31 protein-coding genes and 1 other RNA gene are annotated in these 26,095 nt (G+C 62.9%); 23 read left to right on the top strand and 9 right to left on the bottom strand.

The window, feature by feature from the left end:
* Positions 1-81: 81 nt before the first annotated feature.
* Complete coding sequence (locus J7655_RS12375) at positions 82-723, top strand: hypothetical protein (protein WP_147809811.1); 642 nt, start codon at positions 82-84, stop codon at positions 721-723.
* Between the two features lie 37 nt (positions 724-760).
* On the opposite strand, the gene J7655_RS12370 is transcribed toward J7655_RS12375, so the two are convergent.
* Positions 761-1,273, bottom strand: a complete 513-nt coding sequence (locus J7655_RS12370) for a MarR family winged helix-turn-helix transcriptional regulator (protein WP_230924703.1) — start codon at positions 1,271-1,273, stop codon at positions 761-763.
* 82 nt (positions 1,274-1,355) lie between these two features.
* On the opposite strand from J7655_RS12370, the gene J7655_RS12365 reads away from it, so the two are divergent.
* The 8 genes from J7655_RS12365 to J7655_RS12330 all read left to right on the top strand — a co-directional run bounded on the left by J7655_RS12365 (position 1,356) and on the right by J7655_RS12330 (position 7,759).
* Positions 1,356-2,513 carry an aminotransferase-like domain-containing protein gene (locus tag J7655_RS12365; protein ID WP_230924702.1) on the top strand — a complete coding sequence of 386 codons (1,158 nt, stop codon included), beginning with the start codon at positions 1,356-1,358 and terminating at the stop codon, positions 2,511-2,513.
* Positions 2,514-2,621: 108 nt separating this feature from the next.
* The gene (locus J7655_RS12360; protein ID WP_230924701.1) at positions 2,622-3,224 is read left to right on the top strand and encodes a glutathione S-transferase family protein; all 603 of its coding nucleotides are present in this window, start codon (positions 2,622-2,624) and stop codon (positions 3,222-3,224) included.
* Positions 3,225-3,305: 81 nt separating this feature from the next.
* On the top strand, positions 3,306-3,710 hold the full coding sequence (locus tag J7655_RS12355) for a hypothetical protein (protein ID WP_230924700.1): 405 nt from the start codon (positions 3,306-3,308) through the stop codon (positions 3,708-3,710).
* A gap of 74 nt (positions 3,711-3,784) precedes the next feature.
* A complete protein-coding gene (locus J7655_RS12350) occupies positions 3,785-4,084 on the top strand; it encodes a hypothetical protein (RefSeq protein WP_045733131.1) in 300 nt (99 codons plus the stop codon).
* Positions 4,071-5,471: a TolC family protein gene (locus tag J7655_RS12345; RefSeq protein WP_230924699.1), complete on the top strand. Its 1,401-nt coding sequence runs from the start codon at positions 4,071-4,073 to the stop codon at positions 5,469-5,471. The genes J7655_RS12350 and J7655_RS12345 overlap by 14 nt, the downstream gene beginning before the upstream one ends.
* Before the next feature lie 16 nt (positions 5,472-5,487).
* The gene (locus J7655_RS12340; protein ID WP_230924698.1) at positions 5,488-6,900 is read left to right on the top strand and encodes a multicopper oxidase family protein; all 1,413 of its coding nucleotides are present in this window, start codon (positions 5,488-5,490) and stop codon (positions 6,898-6,900) included.
* Between the two features lie 51 nt (positions 6,901-6,951).
* The gene (locus J7655_RS12335) at positions 6,952-7,446 is read left to right on the top strand and encodes a cupredoxin domain-containing protein (protein ID WP_230924697.1); all 495 of its coding nucleotides are present in this window, start codon (positions 6,952-6,954) and stop codon (positions 7,444-7,446) included.
* Between the two features lie 19 nt (positions 7,447-7,465).
* Positions 7,466-7,759 carry a copper-binding protein gene (locus J7655_RS12330; RefSeq protein ID WP_230924696.1) on the top strand — a complete coding sequence of 98 codons (294 nt, stop codon included), beginning with the start codon at positions 7,466-7,468 and terminating at the stop codon, positions 7,757-7,759.
* 43 nt (positions 7,760-7,802) lie between these two features.
* On the opposite strand, the gene J7655_RS12325 is transcribed toward J7655_RS12330, so the two are convergent.
* Complete coding sequence (locus tag J7655_RS12325; RefSeq protein WP_147809801.1) at positions 7,803-8,081, bottom strand: HU family DNA-binding protein; 279 nt, start codon at positions 8,079-8,081, stop codon at positions 7,803-7,805.
* A 263-nt stretch (positions 8,082-8,344) separates the two neighbouring features.
* On the opposite strand from J7655_RS12325, the gene J7655_RS21165 reads away from it, so the two are divergent.
* Both J7655_RS21165 and ffs read left to right on the top strand, forming a co-directional pair.
* Positions 8,345-10,000, top strand: coding sequence for a methyl-accepting chemotaxis protein (locus tag J7655_RS21165; protein WP_476748517.1), 1,656 nt, complete (start codon positions 8,345-8,347; stop codon positions 9,998-10,000).
* Between the two features lie 83 nt (positions 10,001-10,083).
* Positions 10,084-10,180: signal recognition particle sRNA small type (ffs, locus tag J7655_RS12315), an RNA gene on the top strand.
* A 122-nt stretch (positions 10,181-10,302) separates the two neighbouring features.
* On the opposite strand, the gene J7655_RS12310 is transcribed toward ffs, so the two are convergent.
* Entirely contained in the window at positions 10,303-10,590 is a 288-nt protein-coding gene (locus J7655_RS12310; RefSeq protein ID WP_230924694.1) for a DUF3509 domain-containing protein, read from the bottom strand.
* 53 nt (positions 10,591-10,643) lie between these two features.
* Positions 10,644-10,865 (bottom strand): hypothetical protein, encoded by a 222-nt coding sequence (locus tag J7655_RS12305; RefSeq protein WP_147809798.1) that lies wholly within the window; start codon positions 10,863-10,865, stop codon positions 10,644-10,646.
* A gap of 462 nt (positions 10,866-11,327) precedes the next feature.
* Here J7655_RS12305 and dnaX point away from each other — a divergent pair, with 462 nt between their 5' ends.
* From dnaX to J7655_RS12260, 9 genes are all read left to right on the top strand, one after another.
* A complete protein-coding gene (gene dnaX / locus J7655_RS12300; protein WP_230924693.1) occupies positions 11,328-13,406 on the top strand; it encodes a DNA polymerase III subunit gamma/tau in 2,079 nt (692 codons plus the stop codon).
* A 24-nt stretch (positions 13,407-13,430) separates the two neighbouring features.
* Positions 13,431-13,757, top strand: coding sequence for a YbaB/EbfC family nucleoid-associated protein (locus J7655_RS12295; protein WP_003460931.1), 327 nt, complete (start codon positions 13,431-13,433; stop codon positions 13,755-13,757).
* 208 nt (positions 13,758-13,965) lie between these two features.
* Complete coding sequence (recR, locus tag J7655_RS12290) at positions 13,966-14,565, top strand: recombination mediator RecR (RefSeq protein WP_230924692.1); 600 nt, start codon at positions 13,966-13,968, stop codon at positions 14,563-14,565.
* A 30-nt stretch (positions 14,566-14,595) separates the two neighbouring features.
* Positions 14,596-15,174, top strand: coding sequence for an eCIS core domain-containing protein (locus tag J7655_RS12285; protein ID WP_230924691.1), 579 nt, complete (start codon positions 14,596-14,598; stop codon positions 15,172-15,174).
* A gap of 66 nt (positions 15,175-15,240) precedes the next feature.
* Positions 15,241-16,389, top strand: a complete 1,149-nt coding sequence (locus J7655_RS12280) for an acyl-CoA dehydrogenase family protein (protein ID WP_230924690.1) — start codon at positions 15,241-15,243, stop codon at positions 16,387-16,389.
* 288 nt (positions 16,390-16,677) lie between these two features.
* The gene (locus J7655_RS12275; RefSeq protein WP_230924689.1) at positions 16,678-17,967 is read left to right on the top strand and encodes an NAD(P)/FAD-dependent oxidoreductase; all 1,290 of its coding nucleotides are present in this window, start codon (positions 16,678-16,680) and stop codon (positions 17,965-17,967) included.
* A 16-nt stretch (positions 17,968-17,983) separates the two neighbouring features.
* Positions 17,984-18,541 (top strand): helix-turn-helix domain-containing protein, encoded by a 558-nt coding sequence (locus J7655_RS12270; RefSeq protein WP_074914745.1) that lies wholly within the window; start codon positions 17,984-17,986, stop codon positions 18,539-18,541.
* Positions 18,542-18,567: 26 nt separating this feature from the next.
* On the top strand, positions 18,568-19,914 hold the full coding sequence (locus J7655_RS12265; RefSeq protein ID WP_230924688.1) for a glutamine synthetase family protein: 1,347 nt from the start codon (positions 18,568-18,570) through the stop codon (positions 19,912-19,914).
* Positions 19,915-19,937: 23 nt separating this feature from the next.
* A complete protein-coding gene (locus J7655_RS12260; RefSeq protein WP_230924687.1) occupies positions 19,938-21,317 on the top strand; it encodes an aspartate aminotransferase family protein in 1,380 nt (459 codons plus the stop codon).
* A gap of 157 nt (positions 21,318-21,474) precedes the next feature.
* Here the strand turns inward: J7655_RS12260 and J7655_RS12255 are convergent, their stop codons facing one another.
* From J7655_RS12255 to J7655_RS12235, 5 genes are all read right to left on the bottom strand, one after another.
* Positions 21,475-21,900, bottom strand: coding sequence for an organic hydroperoxide resistance protein (locus tag J7655_RS12255; protein ID WP_230924686.1), 426 nt, complete (start codon positions 21,898-21,900; stop codon positions 21,475-21,477).
* Between the two features lie 312 nt (positions 21,901-22,212).
* A complete protein-coding gene (locus J7655_RS12250) occupies positions 22,213-22,665 on the bottom strand; it encodes a MarR family winged helix-turn-helix transcriptional regulator (RefSeq protein ID WP_230924685.1) in 453 nt (150 codons plus the stop codon).
* A gap of 64 nt (positions 22,666-22,729) precedes the next feature.
* Entirely contained in the window at positions 22,730-23,047 is a 318-nt protein-coding gene (locus tag J7655_RS12245; RefSeq protein ID WP_230924684.1) for an I78 family peptidase inhibitor, read from the bottom strand.
* Positions 23,048-23,065: 18 nt separating this feature from the next.
* The gene (locus J7655_RS12240; protein ID WP_230924683.1) at positions 23,066-23,716 is read right to left on the bottom strand and encodes a YceH family protein; all 651 of its coding nucleotides are present in this window, start codon (positions 23,714-23,716) and stop codon (positions 23,066-23,068) included.
* Positions 23,717-23,764: 48 nt separating this feature from the next.
* On the bottom strand, positions 23,765-24,331 hold the full coding sequence (locus J7655_RS12235; protein ID WP_230924682.1) for a TetR/AcrR family transcriptional regulator: 567 nt from the start codon (positions 24,329-24,331) through the stop codon (positions 23,765-23,767).
* Positions 24,332-24,420: 89 nt separating this feature from the next.
* On the opposite strand from J7655_RS12235, the gene J7655_RS12230 reads away from it, so the two are divergent.
* The 3 genes from J7655_RS12230 (at position 24,421) to J7655_RS12220 (ending at position 26,075) form a co-directional block, all read left to right on the top strand.
* Complete coding sequence (locus tag J7655_RS12230) at positions 24,421-25,152, top strand: SDR family oxidoreductase (protein WP_230924681.1); 732 nt, start codon at positions 24,421-24,423, stop codon at positions 25,150-25,152.
* A gap of 43 nt (positions 25,153-25,195) precedes the next feature.
* Positions 25,196-25,789, top strand: coding sequence for a 2-hydroxychromene-2-carboxylate isomerase (locus J7655_RS12225; protein WP_230924680.1), 594 nt, complete (start codon positions 25,196-25,198; stop codon positions 25,787-25,789).
* A gap of 67 nt (positions 25,790-25,856) precedes the next feature.
* Positions 25,857-26,075: a DUF3820 family protein gene (locus J7655_RS12220; RefSeq protein WP_230924679.1), complete on the top strand. Its 219-nt coding sequence runs from the start codon at positions 25,857-25,859 to the stop codon at positions 26,073-26,075.
* The last annotated feature ends 20 nt before the right edge of the window (positions 26,076-26,095 follow it).

Genomic DNA, 26,095 nt, shown 5'->3' with positions numbered 1-26,095 from the left:
TGGCTGGGTTGGGCCGTACAGTCTGGCCAAGCGCTGGCCATATCGTTAGCCTCGAGTTTTTGCCGATCAAGGGCCACATCGATGCAACCGGACAATCCCTACAGCGCACCGCAGGTGGAGTTGCTCGACCGTGTCGGCAGCAGGCAATTGCCGGGATGGAGTGCCAGGCAGTTGCAGGTATTGGGCGGGTTGGCGCTGGTGTCGGTCGCCGCCAACACACTGTTGCTCGGGTTGTTGTTCTTGGCTGCGCCACTGCAGACGCCTGAGGCCGAACGACTGTTTGCCTATACCGACTGGTTGAGCCTGATGCTGGCTCTGCTCGGCTGCTACCTGTTGTTGCGTTTCAAGGCTTTTGCCGAAGCCCGCTTCGCTGCACGCAACCTGGGCGTACCGATCTGGCTGCTGCTGGGGGTGACGCTGTTGCTGGAAATACTCGATATGTTGTTCGGCGATCAGCTGTTTGGTGGGTTGGATTGGCAAACCATTGGCTACATGGCGCTGCTCTGTCTGATGGGCATATGCACCACCTGGCTGGGAATGCGGCTACTCAAGCTGGACTATCCCTATCCGGCGCTGAAGGTCATGGCCTGGCTCGATATTGTCGGCGGGCTGATGTTGGCCAGCGTGCTGCTGATGCTGGTGGCGTTGCTGCCGCTGCTGGGCGCGGGCGTAGCGCTGATGCTGGTGTTCTTCAGGGGTGCTGGCGAGTTACAGCAGGGGTAGGCAGACTCTTCCGTCTGCCAGGCTGTCTGACAGCGATTCAGCTACGGCCGGCAGCCAGTGCCAGATTTACCCTGAGCCAGCCCTGCACCGCCTCTTCACCCACTTCAGCGAATACACGTTGCAGCAGCCGCGCCTGCTCGCGGCGCAGTGCCTGCTCCAGCTTGGCACCTTCGGCCGTGAAGCCGAGAACACGCTTGCGCTTATCGTCCGTGGCAGCCTCGCTTTGCACCAGATTCATCTCGATCAACTGACGCAGCGGCATGTTCAGTGCCTGCTTGCTTACCCCCAGGTAACCCAGCAGTTCGGTCATGTTCAGGCCCGGATACTTGGCGATGAAGAACAGAATGCGATGATGCACCCGCGACAGGCCGCGCTTTGCCAGCATCTCGTCAGGCTTGGCGGTGAAGGCCTGGTAGCCGAAGAAGAAGGCTTCCATGGCAGCCTGCTGGGCTGCAGCGTGCTTGATCACTTGTGCGCCATGATGGTTGGCCTGCGCACCCTCGGCGGGTGACGTTAAAAACTTCTCGGCGAAATTTTTTAGGTCAGTCATATTGACGTATCTCGGGTTGGCGGCGTAGTTTCGGTCAAGCAGTTTGACTTAATTCCAATGACTTTGCAGCCCAGGACATCTCATGGCCTTCTCCGAACGTATCGCCCGCCTGAAAAGCTCTCTGATTCGCGAAATTCTGGCTGCGGCGCAGCGTCCGGAGGTGATGTCCTTCGCCGGTGGCCTGCCGGCCGAACCGATGCTGCCCAAGGTGGACTGGGCCGATATGCCGGCGAGCATGGGCCAGTACGGCATGAGCGAGGGTGAGCCGGCGCTGCGTGAGGCCATTGCCGCTGAGGCGCGTGCATTGGGCGTGCCTTGCGAGGCCAGCCAGGTACTGATCGTCAGCGGCTCGCAGCAGACCTTGGATCTGGCCTCCAAGCTGTTCATCGATCCGGGCACCGAGGTATTGCTCGAAGCGCCGACCTACCTGGCCGCGCTGCAGGCCTTCCAGCTCTTTGGCGCCGACTGCATCAGCGTGCCGCAGGAGGCCGACGGGCCTGAGTTGGCGGCGCTGCGTCAGCGTCTGGAAACGCACAAGCCGGCTTTCGCCTACCTGATCCCGACCTTTCAGAACCCGTCCGCCACCCGTTACAGCGAGGCCAAGCGCGAAGCCGTGGCGGCGCTGCTCGACGAGTTTGGCGTGACCCTGATCGAAGACGAGCCGTACCGCGAGCTGGTGTTCGACGCCGGCAGCGCCACGCCCATCGTCAGCCGCCTGAAGAAAGCCAGTTGGATCTACACCGGCACCGTATCCAAGACATTGCTGCCAGGCCTGCGCGTGGGTTACCTGATCGCCACGCCTGACCTGTTCCCGCACCTGCTGCGCCTGAAACAGTCGGCGGATCTGCACACCAACCGTATCGGCCAGTGGCAGGCGCTGCAGTGGCTGGGCAGCGAGCAGTACCGTGGCCACCTGGCCGAGCTGCGCGATTTCTACCGCCTCCGCCGTGACGCCATGCAGGCGTCGTTGCAGGAACACTTCGCTGACCTGGCTGACTGGGAGATTCCGCAGGGTGGTCTGTTCTTCTGGCTGACCCTCAAGCAGCCGCTGGATACCCGTACGCTGCTCGACGCAGCGTTGGCGCAGAACGTCGCCTTCATGCCGGGTGAGCCGTTCTTCATCGATCCGGACGCCAACCCTGGTCACCTGCGGCTGAATTTCAGCCACGTGGCGCCGGAGCGTCTGGGCGAAGGCCTGCGCCGGTTGGCGGTGGTGATCCGCGAGGCGCAGGCGAAGTAGGGTCTTGCAGAACCGTAGGAGCCAGCTTGCTGGCGATGCTTTCGCGCAAAGCGGATCGCCGGCAAGCCGGCTCCTTGGGAAAGAATGAAACACGGGGAGGGCAACGCGATGTTCAAGGTCTACGGCGATTACCGCTCGGGCAACTGCTACAAGGTCAAGCTGATGCTGCATCTGCTGGGCAAGGAGTACCAGTGGATTGCCATCGACATCCTCAAGGGCGAAACTCAGAGCGAAGCTTTTCTGGCCAGGAATCCCAACGGCAAGATTCCGGTGCTGGAGCTGGAAGATGGCACCTGTCTGTGGGAATCCAACGCCATCCTCAACTTCCTTGCCGATGGCAGCGAGTTTCTGCCGACCGAGCCGCGCCTGCGCACCCAGGTACTGCAGTGGCAGTTCTTCGAGCAATACAGCCACGAGCCCTATGTTGCAGTGGCGCGCTTCATCCAGCTTTACCAGGGCATGCCGGAGGCGCGGCGCGAAGAGCACGCGCGCTGCCTGGCGCTGGGCTACAAGGCGCTGAAGGTGATGGAGAAGCAGTTGGAGCGTACGTCCTACCTAGTCGGCGAGCAGTATTCGATTGCCGATATCGCCCTGTATGCCTACACCCATGTGGCGGATGAAGGCGGCTTCAGCCTGGAAGCTTTCCCAGCCATTCGCGCCTGGCTCGACCGGGTAGCCAGCCATCCACGGCATGTGACCATGCTTGGCTGAGGCTGGATGGCGGGGCTGGACAATGGCCGCGAGGCGCGGATAATCCAGCCCATGTTTCTCACTGCTCTGGTCTTGCACCTCATGCGCACATCCCTGCGTACCGCCCTGATCTGCATGCTGATGCTGGCCCTGCCGGCACAGGCCATGGCGGCGCTTGGCATGCAGTTATGCGAGCAGGTGCATCGCAGCGGCGCTCTGCAGATGAGTTCGACTCAGCAGGCTGAGCACGCCATGCACCACGACATGGCGGCCGACAGCGCACATGGCGCGCATCAGGACGCCGCCTCGGTGGCCAGCAGCGCTGCTCCCGCCGATGGCGGCCTCTGCACCCTGTGCGCCTTCTGCGTCGGTGTCGCCGCGCCCAGTCAGCCATTTCTGAACGACTCTGCCCTGCAAACCGCCGAGCCGGCCGCAGCCTGGCTCGACCGCCTTATCGTCGGCGTGGCCGACACGCCCGAACGCCCCCCGCGTCTTTCTCTCGCCTGAGCCCCTTAGGTAGCGCCGCCTTGCGGCGCCTGTAGCTCACGCGGTCGCCTGGCCGCCGTACGCGAGAACACATCATGACTTTGCATTCCCTTGCCGGAAGGCTGCTGGGCATCGCTGCCCTGGCGCTGCCCGGCATCCTGATGGCGGCCCAGCCTGACCCGCTGGACGCCAACGCCGCCGTGCCGGCGCAGGATTACCGTTCCCCTCTGAAAGACTACCGCGCCCAGGCCGACGAGCCGTTGCAGGACTGGCGCGCGGCCAACGATCTGGTCGGCCGTATCGGCGGCTGGCGCACCTACAGCATGGAAGGCTGGGAGCAGCCGGCCGAGCAGGGCGCCGAGCCCGTCGAGGGAGGTGGCCATGACCACCATTAAACCCGCCGTACTGCTCTGCGCCGCGCTGCTGCTGGCCGGATGCGCCGGCTTCAGCCAGGACAGCGGCTTCGATCCGGTGCAGCAAAGCGCCGAGCGCCAGCTGGACAAGCAACTGCTGTGGGCCCGCGACGAGGCCGGGCGCAGCCAGATCGAGGCGCGCGTCGCCGAGCTGTTGGCCGAACCCCTGAGCCTGGATGCCGCGGTGCAACTGGCGCTGCTCAACAACCGCGGCCTGCAGGCGTCTTTCGACGAACTGGGCATCGGCGAGGCCGAACGGGTGCAGGCCGGGCGCCTGCCCAATCCCGGCTTCTCCTACGGCCGCCTGGAGAAGGGCAGCGAGATCGAATACGAGCGCGGCCTGCACCTGAATCTGGCGCGGCTGATCGCCCTGCCGCTGACCTCGCGCCTGGAGGGTCGGCGCTTCGAGCAGCTGCAGCGGCAGACCAGCCTGGCGGTGTTCGAGCTTGCCAGCGAGACGCGCAAGGCCTGGTACCAGGCGGTCGCCGCAGAGGAGAGCCTGGTCTACGCGCGGCAGGTGTTGGCCGCCGCCGAAGCCGGCGCCGAGCTGGCCCGGCGCATGACTGCAGTGGGTAACTTCAGCAAGTTGCAGCAGGCCGAACAGCAGAACTTCTACGCCGAGGCCGGCATCGGCCTGCTGCAGGCCGAACAGGCGCGGGTGCGCAGCCGCGAGCAGTTGACCCGTCTGCTCGGCCTGTGGGGCGAGCAGCTCGACTACCGCCTGCTCGAACGCCTGCCGGCATTGCCGAAAACCGCAGACGAGTTGCCGGACGTGGAGCGCCTGGCCATGAACCAGCGCCAGGACATCCAGGCCGTGCGCCTGGATGCCGAGCGTCTGGCGCAGAACCTCGGCCTGACCCGAACCACGCGCTTCATCAACGTGCTGGAGCTGGGCGTGGTCAACAACCGCTCCAACGAGGAGCCGACCCAGCGCGGCTACGAGATCAGCGTCGAGCTGCCGCTGTTCGACTGGAGCGGTGCCAAGGTGGCGCGGGCCGAGGCGCAGTATCGCCAGGCGCTCAACCGCGCCGCCGAGACGGCGATCAACGCCCGCTCGCAGGTGCGCGAGGCCTACCACGCCTACCGCAACGCCTTCGAGCTGGCGCAGCACTATCGCGCCGAGGTGCTGCCGCTGCGCCAGCGCATCGCCGAGGAAAACTTGCTGCGCTACAACGGCATGTTCATCAGCACCTTTGACCTGCTCGCCGATGCGCGCCGCCAGGTGCAGGCGGTGGATGGCTACCTGCAGGCGCAACGCGCCTTCTGGCTGGCGCGCGCCGACCTCGACATGGCCCTGTTGGGCGCCCCCAATCCCTCGCTCGGCGCGGCGCCTGCCGCTGCTGCCGAGCCGGCCGCCGCCGGCCACTGAACAAGGAATTTCCCTGATGGTTTCACGACGCGATTTCTTTCTCGGGGCCAGCGCCATCGGCGCTGCGGTGGCGACCTCGGCGGTAAGCCGGGTGGCCATGGCGGCCCTGCCCGAGCCGGTGCTGCAGGCCAGCGCCGACACCCAACCGCCGCTGCAGCCGGGCAGCGGGCGGCCCTACAACCCGGTGGTGACCCTCAACGGCTGGACGCTGCCGTGGCGGATGAACAACGGCGTCAAGGAGTTCCACCTGGTCGCCGAGCCGGTGGTACGCGAGCTGGCGCCCGGCTACAAGGCCCACCTGTGGGGCTATAACGGCCAGTCGCCGGGGCCGACTATCGAGGTGGTGGAGGGCGACCGGGTGCGCATCTTCGTTACCAACAAGCTGCCCGAGCACACCAGCATCCACTGGCACGGCCAGCGCCTGCCCAACGGCATGGACGGTGTGACGGGCCTGACCCAGCCGGCGATTCCCTCTGGCAAGACCTTCGTCTACGAGTTTGTCGCCCGCCGTCCCGGCACCTTCATGTACCACCCGCACGCCGACGAGATGGTGCAGATGGCCATGGGCATGATGGGCTTCTGGGTCACCCACCCCAGAGAGCATCACCCGCTGATCGCCGAGGTGGACCGCGACTACTGCTTGCTGCTCAGCGCCTACGACATTGAGCCGGGCGCCTACACGCCGAAGATCATGGAGATGCTCGATTTCAACCTGTGGACCTTCAACAGCCGGGTGTTCCCCGGCATCGACCCGCTGGTGGCGCGCCAGGGCGAGCGGGTGCGCCTGCGCGTCGGCAACCTGACCATGACCAACCACCCGATCCACCTGCACGGCCACGAGTTCGAGGTCACCGGCACCGACGGTGGTCCGACCCCGGTCGGCTCGCGCTGGCCGGAGGTGACCGCCGACGTAGCGGTGGGGCAGATGCGCCAGCTCGAGTTCATCGCCGACGAGGAGGGCGACTGGGCGCTGCACTGCCACAAGAGCCACCACACTATGAACGCCATGGGTCACGACGTGCCGACCTTGGTCGGCGTCGATCACCGCGACATCACCCGCAAGATCGCCAAGCTAGTGCCGGACTACATGGTGATGGGCGAGCGCGGTATGGCCGACATGGCGGAAATGCAGATGCCGCTGCCGGACAACACCGTACCGATGATGACCGGCGACGGCCCGTTCGGCTCGGTGGAGATGGGCGGCATGTTCACCATGCTCAAGGTGCGCAAGGAGCAGGCCGCTGGCGACTACCGCGACCCGGGCTGGTTCAAGCATCCGGCCGGAACTGTGGCCTATGAATGGAAGGGCGCACTGGCCAACCCGAGCCGCTCGCACGACGGCGGCGGCCAGTCGATGCCGCTCAAGCAGCCGCTCGAGACGCCGGTGGAAGTGCAGGTACGCAAGCCGGGCGGTCATGCCGGGCATTGACGGGGCGGGCCGCCACGCGGCCCGGTCCCCACAGCAAGCGAGGATTCACAGATGAAAACAGCACAGTTACTGGTTCTGACCCTGATCGGGCTGCTCGGCAGCCCGGCAGCGCTGGCCCACAGCGAGGCGCACGAGGGCCATCAGGCCGCCGCAACGATCAGGGAGCAGAAGCCCTGGGGCATCGCCGGCGATGCCGGTGAGGTCGACCGCACCATCGAGATCCGTATGACCGACCGGATGCGCTTCACCCCAGATCGGCTGCAGATCAGGCAGGGCGAGACCATCCGTTTTGTTCACCACAACGACGGCAAGATCCTCCACGAGTTTGTCATCGGCACCCGCGAAACCCTGGATGAACATGCCGAGGCGATGCTGCGTTTTCCCGGTATGCAGCACGACGAACCCTATATGGCCCACGTCGCGTCGGGGCAGAGCGGCGAGATGATCTGGACCTTCAACCGCGCAGGCGAGTTCGACTTCGCCTGCCTGATCGCCGGCCACTATCAGGCCGGTATGGTCGGCACCATCCGGGTGCTGGCCGAGTGACCGACGAGAGGAAACATGCATGAACAAGTCATTGCTGATCGCGACGCTGGCTACCCTGTTCAGCCTGCCGGTGCAGGCCGCCGACCCCGCGCCGCTGAGTCAGGGCGAGGTGCGCAAGGTCGATAGCGCCGCGCAGAAGATCACCCTGCGTCACGGCCCCATCGCCAGTATCGGTATGCCGCCGATGACCATGGTGTTCGAGGTTGCGAATGCGCAGCTGCTGGAGGGCGTTTCGGCAGGAGAGAAAGTCAACTTTCAGGTGCAGCAGCAGGGTAACCGGTACATCGTTACCGAGCTGCAGGTAGTCGAGTAACCAGCAGAGCCGGCCCAGGCATTGCGCCTGGGCTGGCAAACACTCAGTTCAGGCTGTCGGTCAGGGCCTTGGCGGGCACCAGCTTGACCACTTTCTTGGCAGCGATTTCGATGGCTTTGCCGGTCTGCGGGTTGCGGCCGGTGCGTGCCGGGCGCTCGCTTACCTTCAGTTTGCCGATACCCGGCAGGGTGATCTCACCGTCGTTTTCCAGCGCGTCGCCGACGATCTCGGCCAACTGGTCGAGCAGATTGCGTACGCTGGCTTTGGGCAGGGAGGTGGCCTCGGCCAGGTCGCCGATCAGTTGGTCTTTGGTGATTGCCATGGTGTAACTCCGTTTGCAGGTGAGAGGTTCGGCGCGACGGGCAGGGCCGCACAGCCGAAAACGTGGGAACGCTAGCACAAAAGGTAAGGCTCGGCAGTGTCCTGACGGCCCTTCCGATAGGGCTTAGTGTCGCATCGGCCCCTGTGGTTCCGGCCCATGAGCAAAAAACGTAAGCATTCAGGCAGGCGTAGTCCGCTGCGTTCGGCCGTTATTTGCCAGGGCATGCAGCAGCCTGGCAAGGCTCGACTAAGCTGTTGCTAGTAATGTCATGCTGGAGTGCCATCATGTTGCGTGTATTCGCTGATCTTGGTTTTCGCTGGAAGATTGCTCTACCGATTCTGCTGCTGGCCATTCTGCTGGTGACGATGGGGGCGCTGGGGGTTCGTGGCATCACTCAGGTTGCCGAGTCCAGCACGACACTGACCAATCGCCATTTGCCGGCTGTCAGCCTGTTGCTCAATGCCGACCGGGATCTCTATCAGGCTTTCGTTGCCGAGCGCAGCTTGCTCGATGAGAGTGCGCACCAGCATGCCGACCAGCTACGCGCTGCCCATGCTGAAAATCTGCAGCAGGCCTATGACCGTGTGCACAAGTTCGCCGCCATGCAGCCTGGCAATGAGGCGCTTGCCCTGGTGGCCGAGTTTGACCGTGGCTATGAGCGTTGGAAGGCAACGTCTCTGCGCGTGCTGGAAATGAGTTCGAGTGACCCGGAGGGCGCCAGTCTGCTGAGTTTTGCTGACAGTGAGGCGCAATTCGAAGAGGCACGTACCGCTATCGACAAACTTGGCGAGTTGGAAGATGGCGCAGCCAATGCGGTGGGTACCGATGCCATAGCACGTGGCGATGCGCTGGTCTGGCAGCAGGGGCTGCTGATCGCCATAGGCCTGCTGGTGTGTCTGGTGCTGATAGTGGGCTTCCCGCTGCTGGTGACGCGTCCGCTGCACAGTCTGCTGCATCGCATCGAGCAGATTGCCGATGGGGATGGTGATCTGCGGGTGCGTCTGGATGTGCTGTCCAGGGATGAGTTGGGTAAGCTCAGTCACGCCTTCAATCGCTTTCTCGACAAGCTGCAACCCCTGATCAAGGAAGTGGGCAGGGTCACCGGGGAGGTGGCCGATTCAGCGCAAAGCCTGGCAGGGATGGCAGCCGCCAATGACCGCCTCATCAGTAGCGAGCATGTGGCTGTAGATCAGGTCAGCACGGCTGCAACCGAGATGAGCGCAGCGGTGCATGAGGTGGCGCGCAATGCGCAGAATGCCGCCGATGCGGCGCGCCAGGCCGAAGCGCAGTCGCGTGAGGGGGCCGAGGTGGTGGGGGCCACCATACGCTCTATCCGCCAGTTGGCACAGGAAGTGGAGAGTGCCTCCACTACCATCCAGACGCTGGAACAGGAAACCGCCAATATTGGCGCCGTGCTGGCGGTGATCAAGGGTATTGCCGAGCAAACCAACCTGCTGGCACTCAATGCCGCCATCGAGGCGGCGCGGGCAGGCGAGCAGGGGCGTGGTTTTGCTGTGGTGGCCGATGAGGTGCGCGCGTTGGCCGCGCGTACTCAGGAGTCCACCAAGGATATTCAGCAGATGATCGAGCGTCTGCAGATCGGTGTGCAGAATGCGGTCAAGGCCACCCATTCGGGCAGTGCGCGGGCACGGCAGAGCGTGGAGCAGGCGGCGGGTGTGGATCAGGCGTTGAGCGTGACCGGTGATTCGGTGCAGCGCATCAATGACATGGCCGCGCAGATCGCCACGGCGTGCGAGGAGCAGAGCAGCGTTACCGAAGAGATCGCACGCAACATCAGTGATATTCGTGATCTGTCCAACGAGGCGGCACAGACCTCCGAGCAGAGCACGCGGGCCAGCCAGCATCTGTCCGAGCTGTCCCATGGCCTGGCTCAGTTGGTGGGCCGTTTCCGCGTCTAAGTGTTTGAAGCAGTTGTAAGTTTGCGTTTAGTCGTTACAATGGCGCGGCCCGTCGCAATGGCGGGCTTCGTTATGGTGGGCCCTGTCGGTCCCCTCGCAACGATTACCCGTGAACCTGGTCAGGCCCGGAAGGGAGCAGCCACAGCGGGAACATCGTGTGCCGGGGTGTGGCTGGCAGGGTTCGCCTCCAATCTCTAGCGCTTCCCTCCTTCTCTTTCGATGCCCCCGTCTCGTCGCTGGTCATTTGCTCTGCGCAATAAAAAGCCTGCGCGTTGGGCGCAGGCTTTTGCGGGTGTGCAGGTTCAGGCGATGCGGTAATTCAGCACGCTGTCCTGTTCCTTGAGTATCTTGCGCAGGTCGGCAGGAATATTGCCGGCGCGTACCGCCAGTTCCAGGCGGATTTCTTCCAGGCTCTGGGCAAAGGCGTTCTGGTCGGTGATTTGGGGCCTGGCCAGAACACGGCTGTAGACGGTGCTGTCGCTCTCGTCGAGCAAGGCGAGGATGACGCTGCCATCCGGCCGCGGCGAGCTGAAGCTGGCGCGCAGCGGATTGAACAGATGGTCGACGAGTTGCTGATTGCTGAGTTCCATATCTGACTCCATCCTGAGGTTGATTTGCTTCGACCTCAACATGGCGGCTTGGTTCAAGCCGTGAGCGATTGGCGCGTACGCTCGATCACCTGTTGCAGCGAATCGTCGTTGTACTGGCCCGGGTAAAGACGCTGGCTGTACTGGGCGATACCGGTCTTGTCGACTAGGGTGAAGCTGAAGCTGCCCTTGCGCGTGGCCTGGATGCGGCAGTCGAACGGCGCGAAGGCGTGGGTCAGGGTGCTGATGGCTTTCTGAATTTGATGTTGAGCATTCATTCTTAGGTACTTCCTTAAAGCATGTGCGCTTCGTTGCGCGTGGTGTAGCTCCATGTGGTTGGCCGAAAAGCGGCCATAGCATGTCGAACCATCGGAGCTTGGTTAGCACGATAAAGTTCCAGTGTTACGGTTCTTAGGCGTGGTCGGTACGTCGGAGGCAGGCGGAGGATCTGCGCCAGTAAGTGGCGAGTCGGCCTGATCAGTCAGCGGATGGGATCGGGTAGGGCGGTAGCGCGAAACAGCGCTAGACGTTGAACCGGGAAACCAGCGAGGGGGCGCGAAGGCCTTTTTGACTTGCAGCGTGGTACGAACGGTTCGGACTATACGCCGTTGTTCAAGAATTGAACAGCGCTATTTGCAGAGCACCTCTGTGACGTCTGCGGGTATCGGTTGGCGGATGCAATTTGCCGGTTGCTCCGCTAGCATTAGCCCACTTTTGCTTTCCTCATACGACGGTTTTCCATGAGTTATCAGGTTCTTGCACGTAAATGGCGTCCGCGCTCGTTCCGCGAAATGGTCGGCCAGACCCATGTGCTCAAAGCCCTGATCAACGCCTTGGACAGCCAGCGTCTGCACCACGCCTATCTGTTTACCGGCACGCGCGGGGTGGGCAAGACCACCATCGCGCGGATCATCGCCAAGTGCCTGAACTGCGAAACCGGCATCAGTTCCACGCCTTGCGGCACCTGCTCGGTATGCAGGGAGATCGATGAAGGCCGCTTCGTCGACCTGATCGAAGTGGACGCTGCCAGCCGCACCAAGGTCGAAGACACCCGTGAGCTGCTCGATAACGTGCAGTATTCACCGAGTCGTGGGCGCTTCAAGGTCTACCTGATCGACGAAGTGCACATGCTCTCCACCAGTTCCTTCAACGCCCTGTTGAAGACCCTGGAAGAGCCGCCACCCCACGTCAAATTCCTCCTCGCGACTACCGACCCGCAAAAGTTGCCGGTCACAGTGCTGTCGCGCTGCCTGCAGTTCTCCCTGAAGAACATGCCGCCGGAGCGGGTGGTCGAGCACCTGACCCATGTGCTGACTGCCGAAAACGTGCCGTTCGAGGACGATGCCCTGTGGCTGCTGGGTCGCGCTGCCGATGGTTCGATGCGCGATGCCATGAGCCTCACCGACCAGGCCATTGCCTTTGGTGAGGGCAAGGTGCTGGCGGCTGATGTGCGCGCCATGCTCGGCACGCTCGATCACGGCCAGGTTTATGGCGTGCTGCATGCGTTGATCGAAGGTGATGCGCGTGCGCTGATCGAGGCGGTGCGCCATCTCGCCGAGCAGGGGCCGGACTGGAATGGCGTGCTGGCGGAAATGCTCAACGTCCTGCACCGCGTGGCCATCGCCCAAGCGCTGCCAGAGGCCGTGGACAATGGCCAGGGCGACCGTGAGCGCGTGCTGCAGTTGGCCCAGGCACTGCCGGCCGAAGACGTGCAGTTTTATTATCAGATGGGCCTGATCGGCCGCCGCGACCTGCCCCTGGCGCCGGATCCTCGCGGTGGTTTCGAAATGGTGCTGCTGCGGATGCTGGCCTTCCGCCCGGCGGGCGCCGACGACGCACCCAAGGTGACGCTAAAGCCCTTGGGGATCAGCCAGGCCACTGCTGATTCCCAACAAAGCCCAGTGGCCGGCACCGCTATGCCGGCTCCTGTGGTTTCTGTCCAGGCGGCTCCTGCTGTTGCGAATCCTGTCGAGCCGAGCCCTGCCGCCGTGGTTGCGAGTCCTGAGCCCGCTGAGCCTGAACCGGCCCAGATGCTTGAAGTGCCCGTGGCGCCAGTCGCTAATCTGTCGCCCGAGCCCGAGCCCGAGCCCGAGCCCGAGCCCGAGTCTGCTGCTCCTGAGCCTGCGGCTGCCGTCGATGTGCCTTGGGAAACGGCTGAAGCGCCTGAGCCAGTCGCCGCACCCGCTGAGCCCGTCGCAACGCCTGAGCCAGAGCCTGTAGCGGTGCCTGCTGTTGCGGTTGCAACGCCTGTCGTGAGCGAGGTCATCCAGCCTGTGGTGGACGCCGATGGCGGTGACGACGAACCACCGCCCGGCGACTACGACTATGTCGAAATGGACGCCGAAACCCTCGATTACGATTTCGGCCAGGCTGAAACCGCTACGCCTGTGGTCGAAGAGCCGTTGCCTGCCGCCAAGCCGGCAACCGGTCTGGCGGCAGAATGGTTGTCGCTGTTCCCGCAGCTGGGCTTGGGCGGCATGACCGGCAGCATCGCCGCCAACTGTACGCTGATCGAAGCCAATGGCGATGACTGGCTGCTGCACCTGGATCCGGCGCACAGTGCGTTGTTCAATCCAACTCAGCAGCGTCGTCTCAATGAGGCGCTGAACCAGCAGCAGGGACGCAGCATCAAACTGCGCATCGAGCTGTGCAAGCCCGAGCAGGAAACTCCGGCGCAGGCCGCAGCTCGCCGCCGTGCTGATCGCCAGCGCAGCGCCGAGGCCTCGATCCATGCCGACCCGCTGGTGCAGCAGATGATTCAACAGTTCGCCGCCAAGGTGCGCGACGACAGCATCGAACCTATCGATACTCCCAGTTAAACCCCGAATACCGAGGATACCGACATGATGAAAGGTGGCATGGCAGGCCTGATGAAACAGGCTCAGCAAATGCAGGAAAAAATGCAGAAGATGCAGGAAGAACTGGCCAACGCCGAAGTCACCGGCCAGTCCGGCGCCGGTCTGGTCAGCGTGGTGATGACCGGTCGTCACGACGTCAAGCGCATCACCCTGGACGACAGCCTGATGCAGGAAGACAAGGAAGTGCTGGAAGACCTGATCGCCGCGGCCGTCAATGACGCCGTGCGCAAGGTCGAGCAGAACAGCCAGGAGAAAATGTCCGGCATGACCGCAGGCATGCAGCTCCCCCCAGGCTTCAAAATGCCTTTCTGAATAGGTGACGCCCAGTCGACGCACATGGCTGTGTTGCCGACGAACTCGGAATCCTCATGTGCTGCAGCACACTGCGGTTCCTCGTTCGTCGGCGCCTTGCCCTGCACGCCGCCTGATCGCCACTCTTACTTATGTTGATCGCATGTTCAGTTCGTAGGGTGGGCTTTAGCCCACCAAATCGTTGCCCGCCAACCTTTGCAGGACTTCCATGAGCTTCAGCCCCCTGATTCGCCAGTTGATCGATTCCCTGCGCATCCTGCCCGGTGTTGGGCAGAAGACCGCGCAGCGCATGGCGCTGCAGCTGCTTGAGCGTGATCGCAGTGGCGGTCAGCGTCTGGCTCAGGCGCTCAATGCTGCGATGGAAGGCGTGGGCCACTGCAAGCGATGCCGCAGCCTGAGCGAAGACGAACTGTGCCAGCTGTGTCTGGACGAGCGCCGCGATGACAGCCTGCTGTGCGTCGTAGAGGGGCCGATGGACGTGCATGCAGTGGAGCAAACCGGCTTTCGCGGTCGCTACTTCGTGCTCAAGGGGCATCTGTCCCCGCTCGATGGCCTGGGCCCGGAAGCCATCGGCATTCCCGCGCTGCTGGAGCGCATCGAGGCCGGTGCTTTCAGCGAAGTGATCCTGGCCACCAACCCGACCGTAGAGGGTGAGGCCACTGCGCACTACATCGCGCAGATCCTTGCCGGCAAAGGCCTGGTTGCCTCGCGTATCGCCCATGGCATGCCGCTGGGTGGCGAGCTGGAACTGGTCGACGGCGGCACCCTGGCCCATGCGTTGGCAGGTCGGCGCCCGATCAGCCTGTAAGCCGTCAAATCCTCTCTAATCGGAGTGCCCGTGATCGCCGACACTCTGCGCCGTATTGCCCTGGTGTTCCTGATCGGGGCGCCTCTGGCTGCACAGGCCCAATGCCCGACTGGGCAGATTCAGGTGTGTCTGGGCGCTTCCTGCCTATGTGTGCCCGATCCGGTGCGGGTGCGGGAAGATGGCCTGAATATGGCGGCGGCGCGCCTCGAAACCTGGCTGCTGCAATCGCGCCAGGCGGCAATCCGAGCCGGCACCGAGCCAATTCCCCTGATGATTCGCGCGCAGCTCGCGCCGTTCTACGACGATGCGTTGCTCGATGAAGTGCGCTATCGCGTCGGTATCACCGACGAGATGGATGCCGCCACCGTCATGCTGCAGAACCCCGACGTACAGGCTGTGACGCTGGTGGATGTGGTGGTGTTTCGTGATGCACAGGCGGCTGCCGCCGACCCTGTGCTCTGGGCGCATGAGTTATGGCATGTGCAGCAGTACCGCGAGTGGGGCACCGATGGTTTCGCCCAGCGCTACACCCGTAATTTCCAGGCAGTGGAAGGGCCGGCCTACGAAATGGGCGAGCGGGTGAGGAAGACGCTGCACGAGCAGAAATGAAACGCTCGCTTGAAAACCAAGCAAGCGCTAGGTTAGGGTGGCGAAAACAATAACGGGAGTACCCGCATGGCCGCCGCTCTGTCGTATTTCGATGAGTCCCACCAACTGGTTCGTGATTCTGTTCGGCGCTTCGTCGAGCGCGAGATCCTGCCGCATATCGACGAGTGGGAGGAGGCCGAGGAATTTCCTCGTGAGCTGTACCTCAAGGCAGGTGAGGCGGGCATCCTCGGTATCGGCTACCCGGAGCAGTACGGCGGCAGCCACGAGGGCGACGTATTCGCCAAGGTCGCAGCCAGCGAGGAACTGATGCGCAGCGGCTCGGGCGGCCTGGTGGCCGGGCTGGGCTCGCTGGATATCGGTTTGCCGCCCATCGTCAAATGGGCCAAGCCTGCCATCCGCGAGCGCGTGGTGCCGCAGGTGCTGGCCGGCGAGAAGATCATGGCGCTGGCAGTCACCGAGCCTTCCGGTGGCTCCGACGTGGCCAACCTCAAGACCCGCGCCGTGTGTGATGGCGACCATTACCGCATCAACGGCAGCAAGACCTTCATCACCAGCGGCGTGCGTGCCGATTACTACACGGTGGCGGTGCGTACCGGTGGCGAGGGCTTTGGCGGCGTCAGCCTGTTGCTGGTGGAAAAGGGCACGCCAGGCTTCACCGTCGGTCGCAAACTGAAGAAGATGGGCTGGTGGGCGTCGGACACCGCCGAACTGTTCTTCGATGACTGCCTGGTGCCGGTGGAGAACCTCATCGGCGTGGAGAACGCCGGCTTCGCCTGCATCATGGCCAACTTCCAGAGCGAACGCCTGAGCCTGGCGATCATGGCCAATATGACCGCGCAAATGGCGCTGGAAGAGTCGATGAAGTGGGCGCGCGAGCGCCAGGCGTTCGGCAAGCCGGTGGGCAAGTTCCAGGTGCTCAAGCACCGCCTGGCCGAGATGGCTACTCAGTTGGAAGTCTCCCGTGAGTTCACCTACCGCCAGGCCGCGCAGATGGCGGCCGGCAGAAGCGTGATCAAGGAAATCTCCATGGCCAAGAACTTCGCCACCGATATCGCCGACCGCCTGACCTACGATGCGGTGCAGATCATGGGCGGCATGGGCTATATGCGCGAGTCCCTGGTAGAGCGCCTGTACCGCGACAACCGCATCCTCTCCATTGGCGGCGGCACGCGCGAGATCATGAACGAAATCATCGCCAAGCAGATGGGGCTATAGCAGGTGTCGCAGGAAGGGCTTTAGGCTCTGTACGGAAAGTATCGGCGCTCGCTGATGCGGCGCCGTTATTCCTCTCAGGATGTGCATTTACAGCACCTAAGCTGCGCTTCTTCGAGCGATTTCGTTTGTATGAGCGTCGCGCGATGACTTTCCGTGAAGAATCTGGTCGCGAGTATTTCTGTCGAGCGCTGCGTCTGAGCTCGCCCCTGGCGTGCTCAGACTTGCCTTTGTGAAATTTTATCTATATATTTTCATGAAATTAATTATTTTAAATTTCATGAGCCGCTTATGTTTCGCCAGGCCAGTGAGCATGTCGACAGTTACTACGCGCAGAACTGTCGGGATCGGTTGAGGCACTATCCGGCCCTGCAAGGTAACGTGCAGTGCGATGTACTGGTGGTCGGTGCTGGTTTCAGCGGTCTGCACACGGCGCTGCGCCTGGCCGAAGCCGGCAAGCGGGTGATCCTGCTGGAGGCCAGCCGGGTGGCCTGGGCGGCTTCCGGTCGTAATGGCGGGCAGGCGATTCTCGGCTGGTCGTGCGATATGCCGCCGCTGGAGAAGGCGCTTGGTCTCGAACGTGCCCGCCGTCTATGGTATGGCATGACCTGGGCGGCCCGCGAGTTGCGCGAACTGCCCCAGCGTTATGGTTTCGACTGCGATTATCGCCGTGGCCATCTGTGGACGGCTGTGCTGCCGCGCCGCGTGGTGCTGTTGCATGAATGGCAGGAGCAGGCCGCCTATAAGTGGGGGCACCGCGCGCTGCAGTTCGTCTCTCGTGAGCAGATGCCGCAATGGGTCGCCAGTGAGCGTTATCAGGCGGGTCTCTATGACCCAGAAGCCGGCCACCTCAACCCGCTCAAGCTGGCACTCGGCCTGACCGAGGCCTTCGTTCGCGCCGGTGGGCAGATCTTCGAGCAGAGTCGCGCACTGAGTCAGGATAGGCATGGCGACGGCTACCACGTGCGTACCGAGCAGGGCAGCGTGCAGGCCGACAATCTGGTGCTGGCCTGCAACACCTATATCGACGATCTGGAGCCACGCCTGGCCCGGCGCATCCTGCCGGTCGGCACCTACCAGATCGCCACCGAGCCGTTGGGCGCAGAACGCGCCGAGGCCTTGCTGCCGCGCAATGCTTGTGTCACCGATAACCAGTTCGTCCTCGATTATTTCCGCCGCACGCCGGATCACCGCTTGCTATTCGGCGGCGGTTGCACCTATCTGGGCGGCCTGCCGAAGGACATGGCGGCTGCCACGCGGCCTTTCCTCGAGCGTGTATTCCCGCAGTTGTCAGACGTGGCCATCGATTTCGCCTGGGGTGGGCATATCGACATCACCCGTGCGCGCACGCCGGATATCGGTGGCGAGAACGGCCGCTATTGGCTGCAGGGCTTCTCCGGCCATGGCGTATTGCCGACCCTGGCAGCGGCGCGGGCTGTCAGCGATGCGATTCTCGGCAATGACGACGAACTGGCCCTGTACCAGCAGTTGCGCAACCCCGCCTTTCCATTTGGCGAGCGCCTGGCGGCGCCGCTCGAGGCCATTGGCAAGGCCTGGTACCGACTAAGAGACAGCTTCTGAAATGAACAGCCCAGAGATGGACAAGAACCTGGAGATGGCGGCCCTGGCCGTGCTGATCCACGACCTGCGCAAGCACAAGAAGGTCACCCTCAACGAGCTGGCCGAGCGCATCGGCCGCTCCGTGGGCTTTCTCTCGCAGGTCGAACGTGGCTTGTCGCGCCCGACGGTGGAGGATCTGACCGCCATCGCCGAGGCGCTCGACGTGCCCACCACCTATTTCTACAGCCTGCCCAAGCCCAAGGCGCTGGACTGGGTCACCCGGCCGGATGAGCGCCGTACCCTGTATCTGGCTGGTGGCATCACCGACATCATGGCCTCGCCGACGCTGCAGGGCGCCTTCATGGTGGTCGATAGCCTGCTCGAACCCGGCGCCAGCAGTGGTGAGCGGCAGATGAGCGACCGCTCGGAGCAGGCCGGCTACGTGCTCGAAGGCCAATTGACCCTGTGGCTGGGTGAGGACGAAGAGAGCGCCACCCTTTACCCCGGCGATGTTTTCCAGGTGCCCAGCTATGCGCGCCTGCGTTATGCCAACCAGGGCGACACCCCCGCGCGGGTGTTGTGGATCTACACCTGACCTCCCGTGAATCGGAAATAACCACAATGAACGCCACCCGAGTCGAGCTGCTCGACGAAGTCCGCCAATTCCGCCAGGCCCACCCCGAGGTGCGCTTCGTCGACCTGATCTGCCTGGACATTCCCGGGCATTTCTACGGCAAGCGCTACCCCATCGAGATGCTGGAGAAGGTCGCCGCCGGCAGCGCCCTGAAGTTGCCGCAGAATTGCATGCTGCTCGGCGCCCAGGGCGGGCTGTACGAGATTGGCGATTACTGCTTCCACGATGGCGATCCGGACGCGCCTCGCCGCTTGATTCCCGGCACGCTCAAACTGGTGAACTGGGAACGCCAGCCGCTGGGGCAGATGCTGATCAGCTCCGATGGTACTGAAGCACCGATCGAGTTCGAACCGCGCGAGGTGCTGGCGCGCGTGGTGCAGCGCCTAGCCGCCCGTGGCATTCGTCCGGTGGTGGCCTTCGAGCTGGAGTTCTACCTGTTCGACAAGGCGCTCAAGGACGGCTTGCCGCAATACCCGCGCGATGACCTGAGCGGGGATGCCGACGACCAGCCGAATATGCATATCGAGCGGCTCTCGCGTTTTGCCGAGGTGCTCGACGACATCAGTGAGACCGCGCGTCTGCAGGGCATCGACACCACAGTTATAACCGCCGAGATCGGCCCGGGGCAGTTCGAGATCAACTTCAGCCACAACGCCGACCCGCTGCAGGCGGCCGACTGGTCGGCGCTGTTCTGCCGGGTGACCCGTGGCGTGGCGCTCAAGCATGGTCATCGCGCCAGCTTCATGGCCAAGCCATACCTGCAGTATCCGGGCAGCGGCATGCATATCCACGTCAGCCTGTACGACGAGGCTGGCAACAACCTGCTGGCGCGTGACGAGCAGCGTCCGTTGCGGCATGCCGTGGCCGGTTGCCTGGAACTGCTGCCGGAGCTGATGCCGATCTACGCGCCGAACCACAACAGCTACCGCCGCTTTGGCGCCCAGGTGAACTCGGCGAGCAAGGCCAGCTGGGGCTTCGAGGATCGCGACGCCTGCGTGCGCATTCCCGAGTCCGACGCGTGCAACCTGCGCCTGGAATTCCGCCTGCCGGGCGCCGATGCCAACCCCTATCTGGTGCTGGCGGCATTACTGACCAGCATCGAACAGGGTCTCGATGCCCAGGTCGAGCCCATCGCACCGCTGAATGACGACCGCAGCAGCGGCGTCGACTTTCCCAAGGACATGCTCGACGCCGTGCGCCGCATGCAGGCCAGCGAGCGCGTCGCCGCCGGCCTCGGTAGCGAGTTCGTCATGGTTTATTGCGAGAACAAACGCCAGGATCACCTGGCCTTCATGCACGACATCAGCCCGCGCGAATACCGCTGGTACCTGTGATGTCACGGATAGAAGGAGGCGCCATGAATAACGCCCAGAACAACTCGAAAACCGCACACTGGCAGGCGCTGAGCCAGGCCCACCACCTGGCGCCGTTCAGTGATTACAAGCAGTTGGCCGAAAAGGGGCCGCGCATCATCACCGAGGCCAAGGGTGTGCACCTGTGGGACAGCGAGGGCAACAAGATCCTCGATGGCATGGCCGGCCTGTGGTGTGTGGCCGTCGGCTATGGTCGCGAGGAACTGGTCGCTGCAGCTTCCAAACAGATGTTGCAGCTACCGTTCTACAACACCTTCTTCCAGACTGCTCACCCGCCAGTGCTGGAACTGGCCCACGCTATCTCCCAACTGGCGCCGGCCGGCATGAACCATGTGTTCTTTACCGGTTCGGGCTCGGAAGGCAATGACACCATGCTGCGTCTGGTACGCCACTACTGGGCATGCAAGGGGCAGCCGAACAAGAAAATCATCATCGGTCGCGACAATGGCTACCACGGCTCCACCGTGGCCGGCGCCAGCCTCGGCGGCATGAAGTTCATGCACGAGCAGGGCGACCTGCCGATTCCGGGTATCGCGCATATTCCGCAACCGTACTGGTTCGGTGAAGGCGGTGATATGAGCCCGGACGCCTTCGGCATCTGGGCTGCCGATCAGTTGGAGAAGAAGATTCTCGAACTGGGCGAGGAAAACGTCGCCGCGTTCATTGCCGAGCCGATCCAGGGCGCCGGTGGTGTGATCATCCCGCCAGAGACCTACTGGCCGCGCATCAAGGAAATCCTCGCCAAGTACGACATTCTGTTCGTCGCTGACGAAGTGATCTGCGGCTTTGGCCGTACCGGCGAGTGGTTCGGCAGCCAGTACTACGACCTCAAGCCTGATCTGATGACCATCGCCAAGGGCCTCACCAGCGGCTACGTGCCGATGGGCGGGCTGATCGTCAGCGACAAGGTGTTCGAAGTGATCGAAGCGCACGGCGACTTCAACCACGGCTTCACCTATTCCGGGCATCCGGTGGCGGCAGCGGTAGGGCTGGAGAACCTGCGCATTCTCAAGGAAGAAGGCATCGTCGAGCGGGTCAAGGCCGAAACCGCGCCCTACCTGCAAAAGCGCCTGCGTGAGCTGGCCGATCACCCGTTGGTGGGCGAAGTGCGTGGCGTTGGCATGCTCGGCGCCATCGAACTGGTGCAGGACAAGGCCACGCGCAAGCGCTTCTCCGGTGATGTGGGCGTGGGCATGGTCTGTCGTGGCCACTGCTTCAACAACGGTCTGATCATGCGCGCGGTGGGCGACACCATGATCATCGCGCCGCCTTTGGTGATCAGCCAGGCGGAGGTGGATGAGCTGGTCGAGAAAGCGCGCAAGTGCCTGGATCTGACCTGGGAGCAGGTGCGTGGTCTGGCATAACGCGTTATTTCGCGGCTGAAGCGGAGTGCCGCCCAGCCGTTCCTACAGGTGTATCAGCGTTCGCGTAGGAGCAGCTTCAGTTGCGAAGGATGATGATCAAAAGAAAACCCCGCTACCGGTAACGGTGGCGGGGTTTCGTTTTTTGGCGTGTGCGGGTTCAGACGATAGTCAGGGTGACGTCGATGTTGCCGCGGGTGGCATTGGAGTACGGGCAGACGATGTGCGCGCGATCTACCAGGGTTTGCGCGGCGTCGCGATCCAGGCCCGGCAGGCTGATGCGCAGTACCACTTCGATGCCGAAGCCGGTGGGGATGGCGCCGATGCCCACGGTGCCTTCGATGAAGGTATCCGCCGGGATGCTCAGCTTGTCGCGGGCGGCGACGAACTTCAGGGCACCCAGGAAGCAGGCAGAGTAGCCGGCAGCGAAGAGTTGTTCCGGGTTGGTGCCGTTGCCGCCAGCACCGCCGAGTTCTTTCGGCGTGGTGAGGGCGATGTCCAGAATGCCGTCGGAAGAAACGGCGCGGCCTTCACGGCCACCAAAGGCTTCAGCGGTGGCGCGGTAGAGAACGTTTTCGATAGTCATGGGGATATTCCTCGTTAGGTCAGTAAATGATGGATTGGCTCGCTAATCATTTGCGCGCTAACCATTTCCATAGTGAGAGCTTTATTGCGCATATATTTTGCGCGCAAGATAAATCTATAAAGTATTGGGTTATATGAGTGGCGATCAATGGAATAAGCAGCTGCGACGTGGGCTAGCGCCGTGATGGGCGGCCATGTTCCGCTGATACGGAAGCAGTCTGGCAAGGCACGGAAGGCGCAGGAGGGACAGGTCGGTGGGGCAATTCAGGCGGGAGAATGAGGGGGTTGGGGCGATGGCTCGCATCGCCCGTGTTCAGAGCGCGTCCTGCAGGTGCTGGCGCAGCTCGACCAGGTCGTCACGCAACTTGCCCAGTGCCGGCAAGTCGAGGCCCGAGGCCTTGAGGATGCAGGCCGGCAATGCCTTGGCCTGTTCGTGCAGGGCACGACCCTTGTCGGTGAGGTACAGCTGCACCACGCGCTCGTCCTGGCTGCTGCGTTGGCGCTGCAGCAGGCCTTCGCCTTCCAGGCGTTTGAGTAGAGGCGTCAACGAACCCGGGTCGGTCAGCATGCGCGCGCTGATCTCACTGACGGTGATGCCCTCGTTTTCCCACAGCACCAGCATGGCCAAATATTGCGGGTAGGTGAGACCGAGCGCCTGTAACAGGGGCTTGTAGGTCTTGGTCATCATCAGTGAGGTGGAGTAAAGGGCAAAGCACAGCTGGTTATCCAGCATCAGCTCGGCGCAAGGCTGCACGTGTGAGGTCATGGTATTGGCCTGTGCAAGGTGGTTGGCGTGATGGCGATACGGGATAAGCCGCACCGCCGTGCCGTCAGCCGCAGGATACGCGGGTGATCACGCGTTGATCGTCGACGTTGAGGTTAAGGCGCTGGCCATTGTATTCCAGGGTCACCACGCTGTTGGGCGTGAGAATGCGGGCCGAGCTGGCGCCAGCTTGCTGACGGGCTTGTTCGAGCAGTTCGGGGGTGGCGGTCTGGCCTTTGAGGTGCTCGACGGCGGACGAGGTGCAGCTATCCGGGGTTACAGCACTCGGTGCTGCTGCGCGGCTGGGTTGCTCGGCGGTACTGCTGCAGCCGGCAGCGAGCAGGGTGGCGCTGAGTATGAGGCAGAAACGGCTTTTGAGATTCAATGCATGGACTCCTTAGGGTTACTGTGCGCCTTCCAGGCGTGCCAGACGTTCTTCCAGTGCGGCGATACGCGCTTCCAGTTCGACCAGACGATCATCGTTAGGTGCCGAGGTGTCACTACGGCTGCTGGGGCGGCTGGCCAGCAGGTTCTCCAGGTCAGTCTGCTCGCCCAGCAGATGCATGTAGCGATCCTCGCGCTGACCGCTCTGGCGTGGTAGCAGTACGGCCAGGCCACGACCAATGAGACGTTCCAGTTGGTGCTGGACGTCGTCTACGTCGTCGAAATCGTGCATGCGGTTGCTGCGGGTGAGCAGTTCATTGAGCGTTTGCGGCCCGCGCAACAGCAGCAGGCCGAGCAGTACGGTTTGCGGTTTGACCAACTCCAGCTGCTTGTCGCAACGCTGTTCCCAGCGGTCGGCGCGGCTGCCCATGACCAGGTGCACCAACTTACGGCCTTCCAGGCTGCGCAGGTAGCGGCCGACTTCGCCGGTTTCCAGGCTCATCAGCGGCTCGCGACTGGTTTTCTGGTTGCAGGCCAGCTGCACGGCATTGAGCGTCAGTGGGTAGGTTTCCGGTGTGGTCAACTGCTTTTCGATCAGGCAACCGAGGATGCGGACTTCGATGGCGTGCAGCGGGTTTTCACCCACCAGCGGGGAAGGCGTGTACGGCATGGGGCGATCCTGACAAGAAGAACCTGCGTAGGGTAACGGCATCCGCGTTCAGCTGACAGGCTTCAATGTGTTTTCGAGCATGTCCAGGCTGGCGCCGAGTACCTGCTGGCGCGATTCCTCGCTGGCCATCATGCGCGCCAGCAGCAGGCTGCCGAGGCATTGAGCGAGAATCGTCCAGGCCAGTTGTGGGTCGCCGATGATCTCGGCCCAGGTGCTCTGCAGTCGCAGGATCTGTTGCTCGGTGCGCAAGCGTACGCCTTCATCGGCACGGGCGATCTCCGCGCCCAGGGCCGGCAGTACGCAGCCTTTATCCGGTTGCTCGACATGCGCCAGGCTGAGATAAGCCGCCAGGCAGCGTTTCAGTTTGTCGCGTCCGGCACCACCCGCTTCGCCGCCGAGTCGGCTCAGGCTATTGCGAAGCTCGCGCTCGATCAGTTCGGCGAACAGGTCGTTCTTGCTCGGGAAGTGGCTGTAGAACGCCGCGCCGGTCAGACCGATGGTTTTCATCAGTGCATCCACCCCGGTCACGGCAAAACCTTGCTGCTTGGCGAGGGCGCCGCTGCTGGCGAGCAGGCGCTCGCGGGTTTCGGTCTTGTGTTCGGCGCAATAACGCATGGATGACTCCGTTCTATGCTGAGTTGACCCGACCGAGAGCGTAGCATAACGTTCGTTCATCTAACGATCGTTAGCTAATGGAGAAGGCCATGACCGAAAATAAGAAAATCGCATTGATCATTGGCGCCGGTGACGCCACGGGCGGCGCCATTGCCCGGCGTTTTGCCCGCGAGGGATATGTCGCCTGCGTGACCCGGCGCAGCCTCGAAAAACTGCAACCGTTGTTGGCAGAAATCCGCAGTGAGGGTGGCGAAGCACATGGTTTTGCCTCCGATGCGCGACGTGAGGAGCAGGTGGCTGAACTGGTCGAACGCATCGAGCGCGACATCGGCCCGATCGAGGTGATGGTCTTCAATATCGGTGCTAACGTGCCCTGCAGCATTCTGGAAGAAACGCCACGCAAGTACTTCAAGATCTGGGAAATGGCTTGTTTCTCCGGTTTTCTTACCAGCCAGGCAGTGGCCAAGCGCATGGTCACGCGCGCGCGTGGCAGCATCCTGTTTACCGGTGCCACCGCAGGTTTGCGCGGGGCTGCCGGTTTTGCCGCCTTTGCCGGAGCCAAGCATGGTATCCGCGCACTGGCGCAGAGCATGGCGCGAGAGCTCGGGCCGTTGAATATCCATGTCGCCCATATCGTGGTCGACGGAGCCATCGATACGGCCTTCATCCGTGATAACTGGCCGGAGACATATGCCCTGAAAGACCAGGATGGCATTCTCGATCCCGAGCATATCGCCGACAGTTACTGGTTCTTGCACAGCCAGCCGCGTGATGCCTGGACCTTCGAGCTGGATCTGCGTCCGTGGATCGAGCGCTGGTAACCTGCGCTGAACCCATCATCACAATAACGAGCGAGTGAAACTGATGAGCAAGACGGTGGAGTTTTTCTTCGACCTGGGCAGCCCGGCGTCCTACCTGGCCCATACCCAGTTGCCTGATCTGTGTCGCGACGCTGGCGCTGCACTGGTCTATCGGCCAATGCTGCTTGGCGGCGTGTTCCAGGCCACCGGCAACGCCTCGCCGGCGATGATTCCGGCCAAGGGGCGTTACATGATTCGCGACCTGGCGCGCTTTGCCGAGCGCTATGGCGTGCCGATGCGCTTCAACCCGCATTTCCCGATCAATACCCTGACGCTGATGCGCTTGCTGGTGGCGCTGCAACTGCGCCAGCCAGAACGTTTCGACGATGCCTTGCAGGCACTGTTTCGGGCGATCTGGGTCGATGGCGTGAACATGGGCGATCCGGCCAGGGTGGCCGCCGTATTGCTGGCGGCCGGCTTCGATGCCGCGCAGTTGCAGGCTCAGGCGGCCGATCCGGCAGTCAAGGAGGCGCTCAAGTCGACGACCGAGGAAGCCGTCCGGCGAGGCGTATTCGGTGCGCCGACCTGCTTCGTCGGTGGGGAGATGTTCTTTGGTCAGGATCGCCTGGATTTCGTGCGTGAAGCACTGCATGGGTAGCGACTTTTCGTTTCAGGGCTGATGCCTGGCACAATGACGCCGTCATTTCCGATCAATCGAGCATTCGATGAACCCCGAAGCACTGCAACTCCTGGTGACCCGGCGCATGCCCTACGGTAAGTACAAGGGTCGGTTGATCGCCGATTTGCCGGGGCACTATCTGAACTGGTTTGCCCGCGAGGGGTTTCCCAAGGGCGAGCTGGGGCAATTGCTGGCGTTGATGCAGGAGATCGACCACAACGGCCTCAAGGCGCTGCTCGATCCGCTACGACGCAATACCCGCTAGCTGTTGAGGTCGCGCGCGGG

The organism is Pseudomonas wenzhouensis, assembly GCF_021029445.1.
In the GTDB taxonomy this organism is placed as follows: domain Bacteria; phylum Pseudomonadota; class Gammaproteobacteria; order Pseudomonadales; family Pseudomonadaceae; genus Aquipseudomonas; species Aquipseudomonas wenzhouensis.
This window is presented reverse-complemented; position numbering and strand designations above follow the sequence as displayed.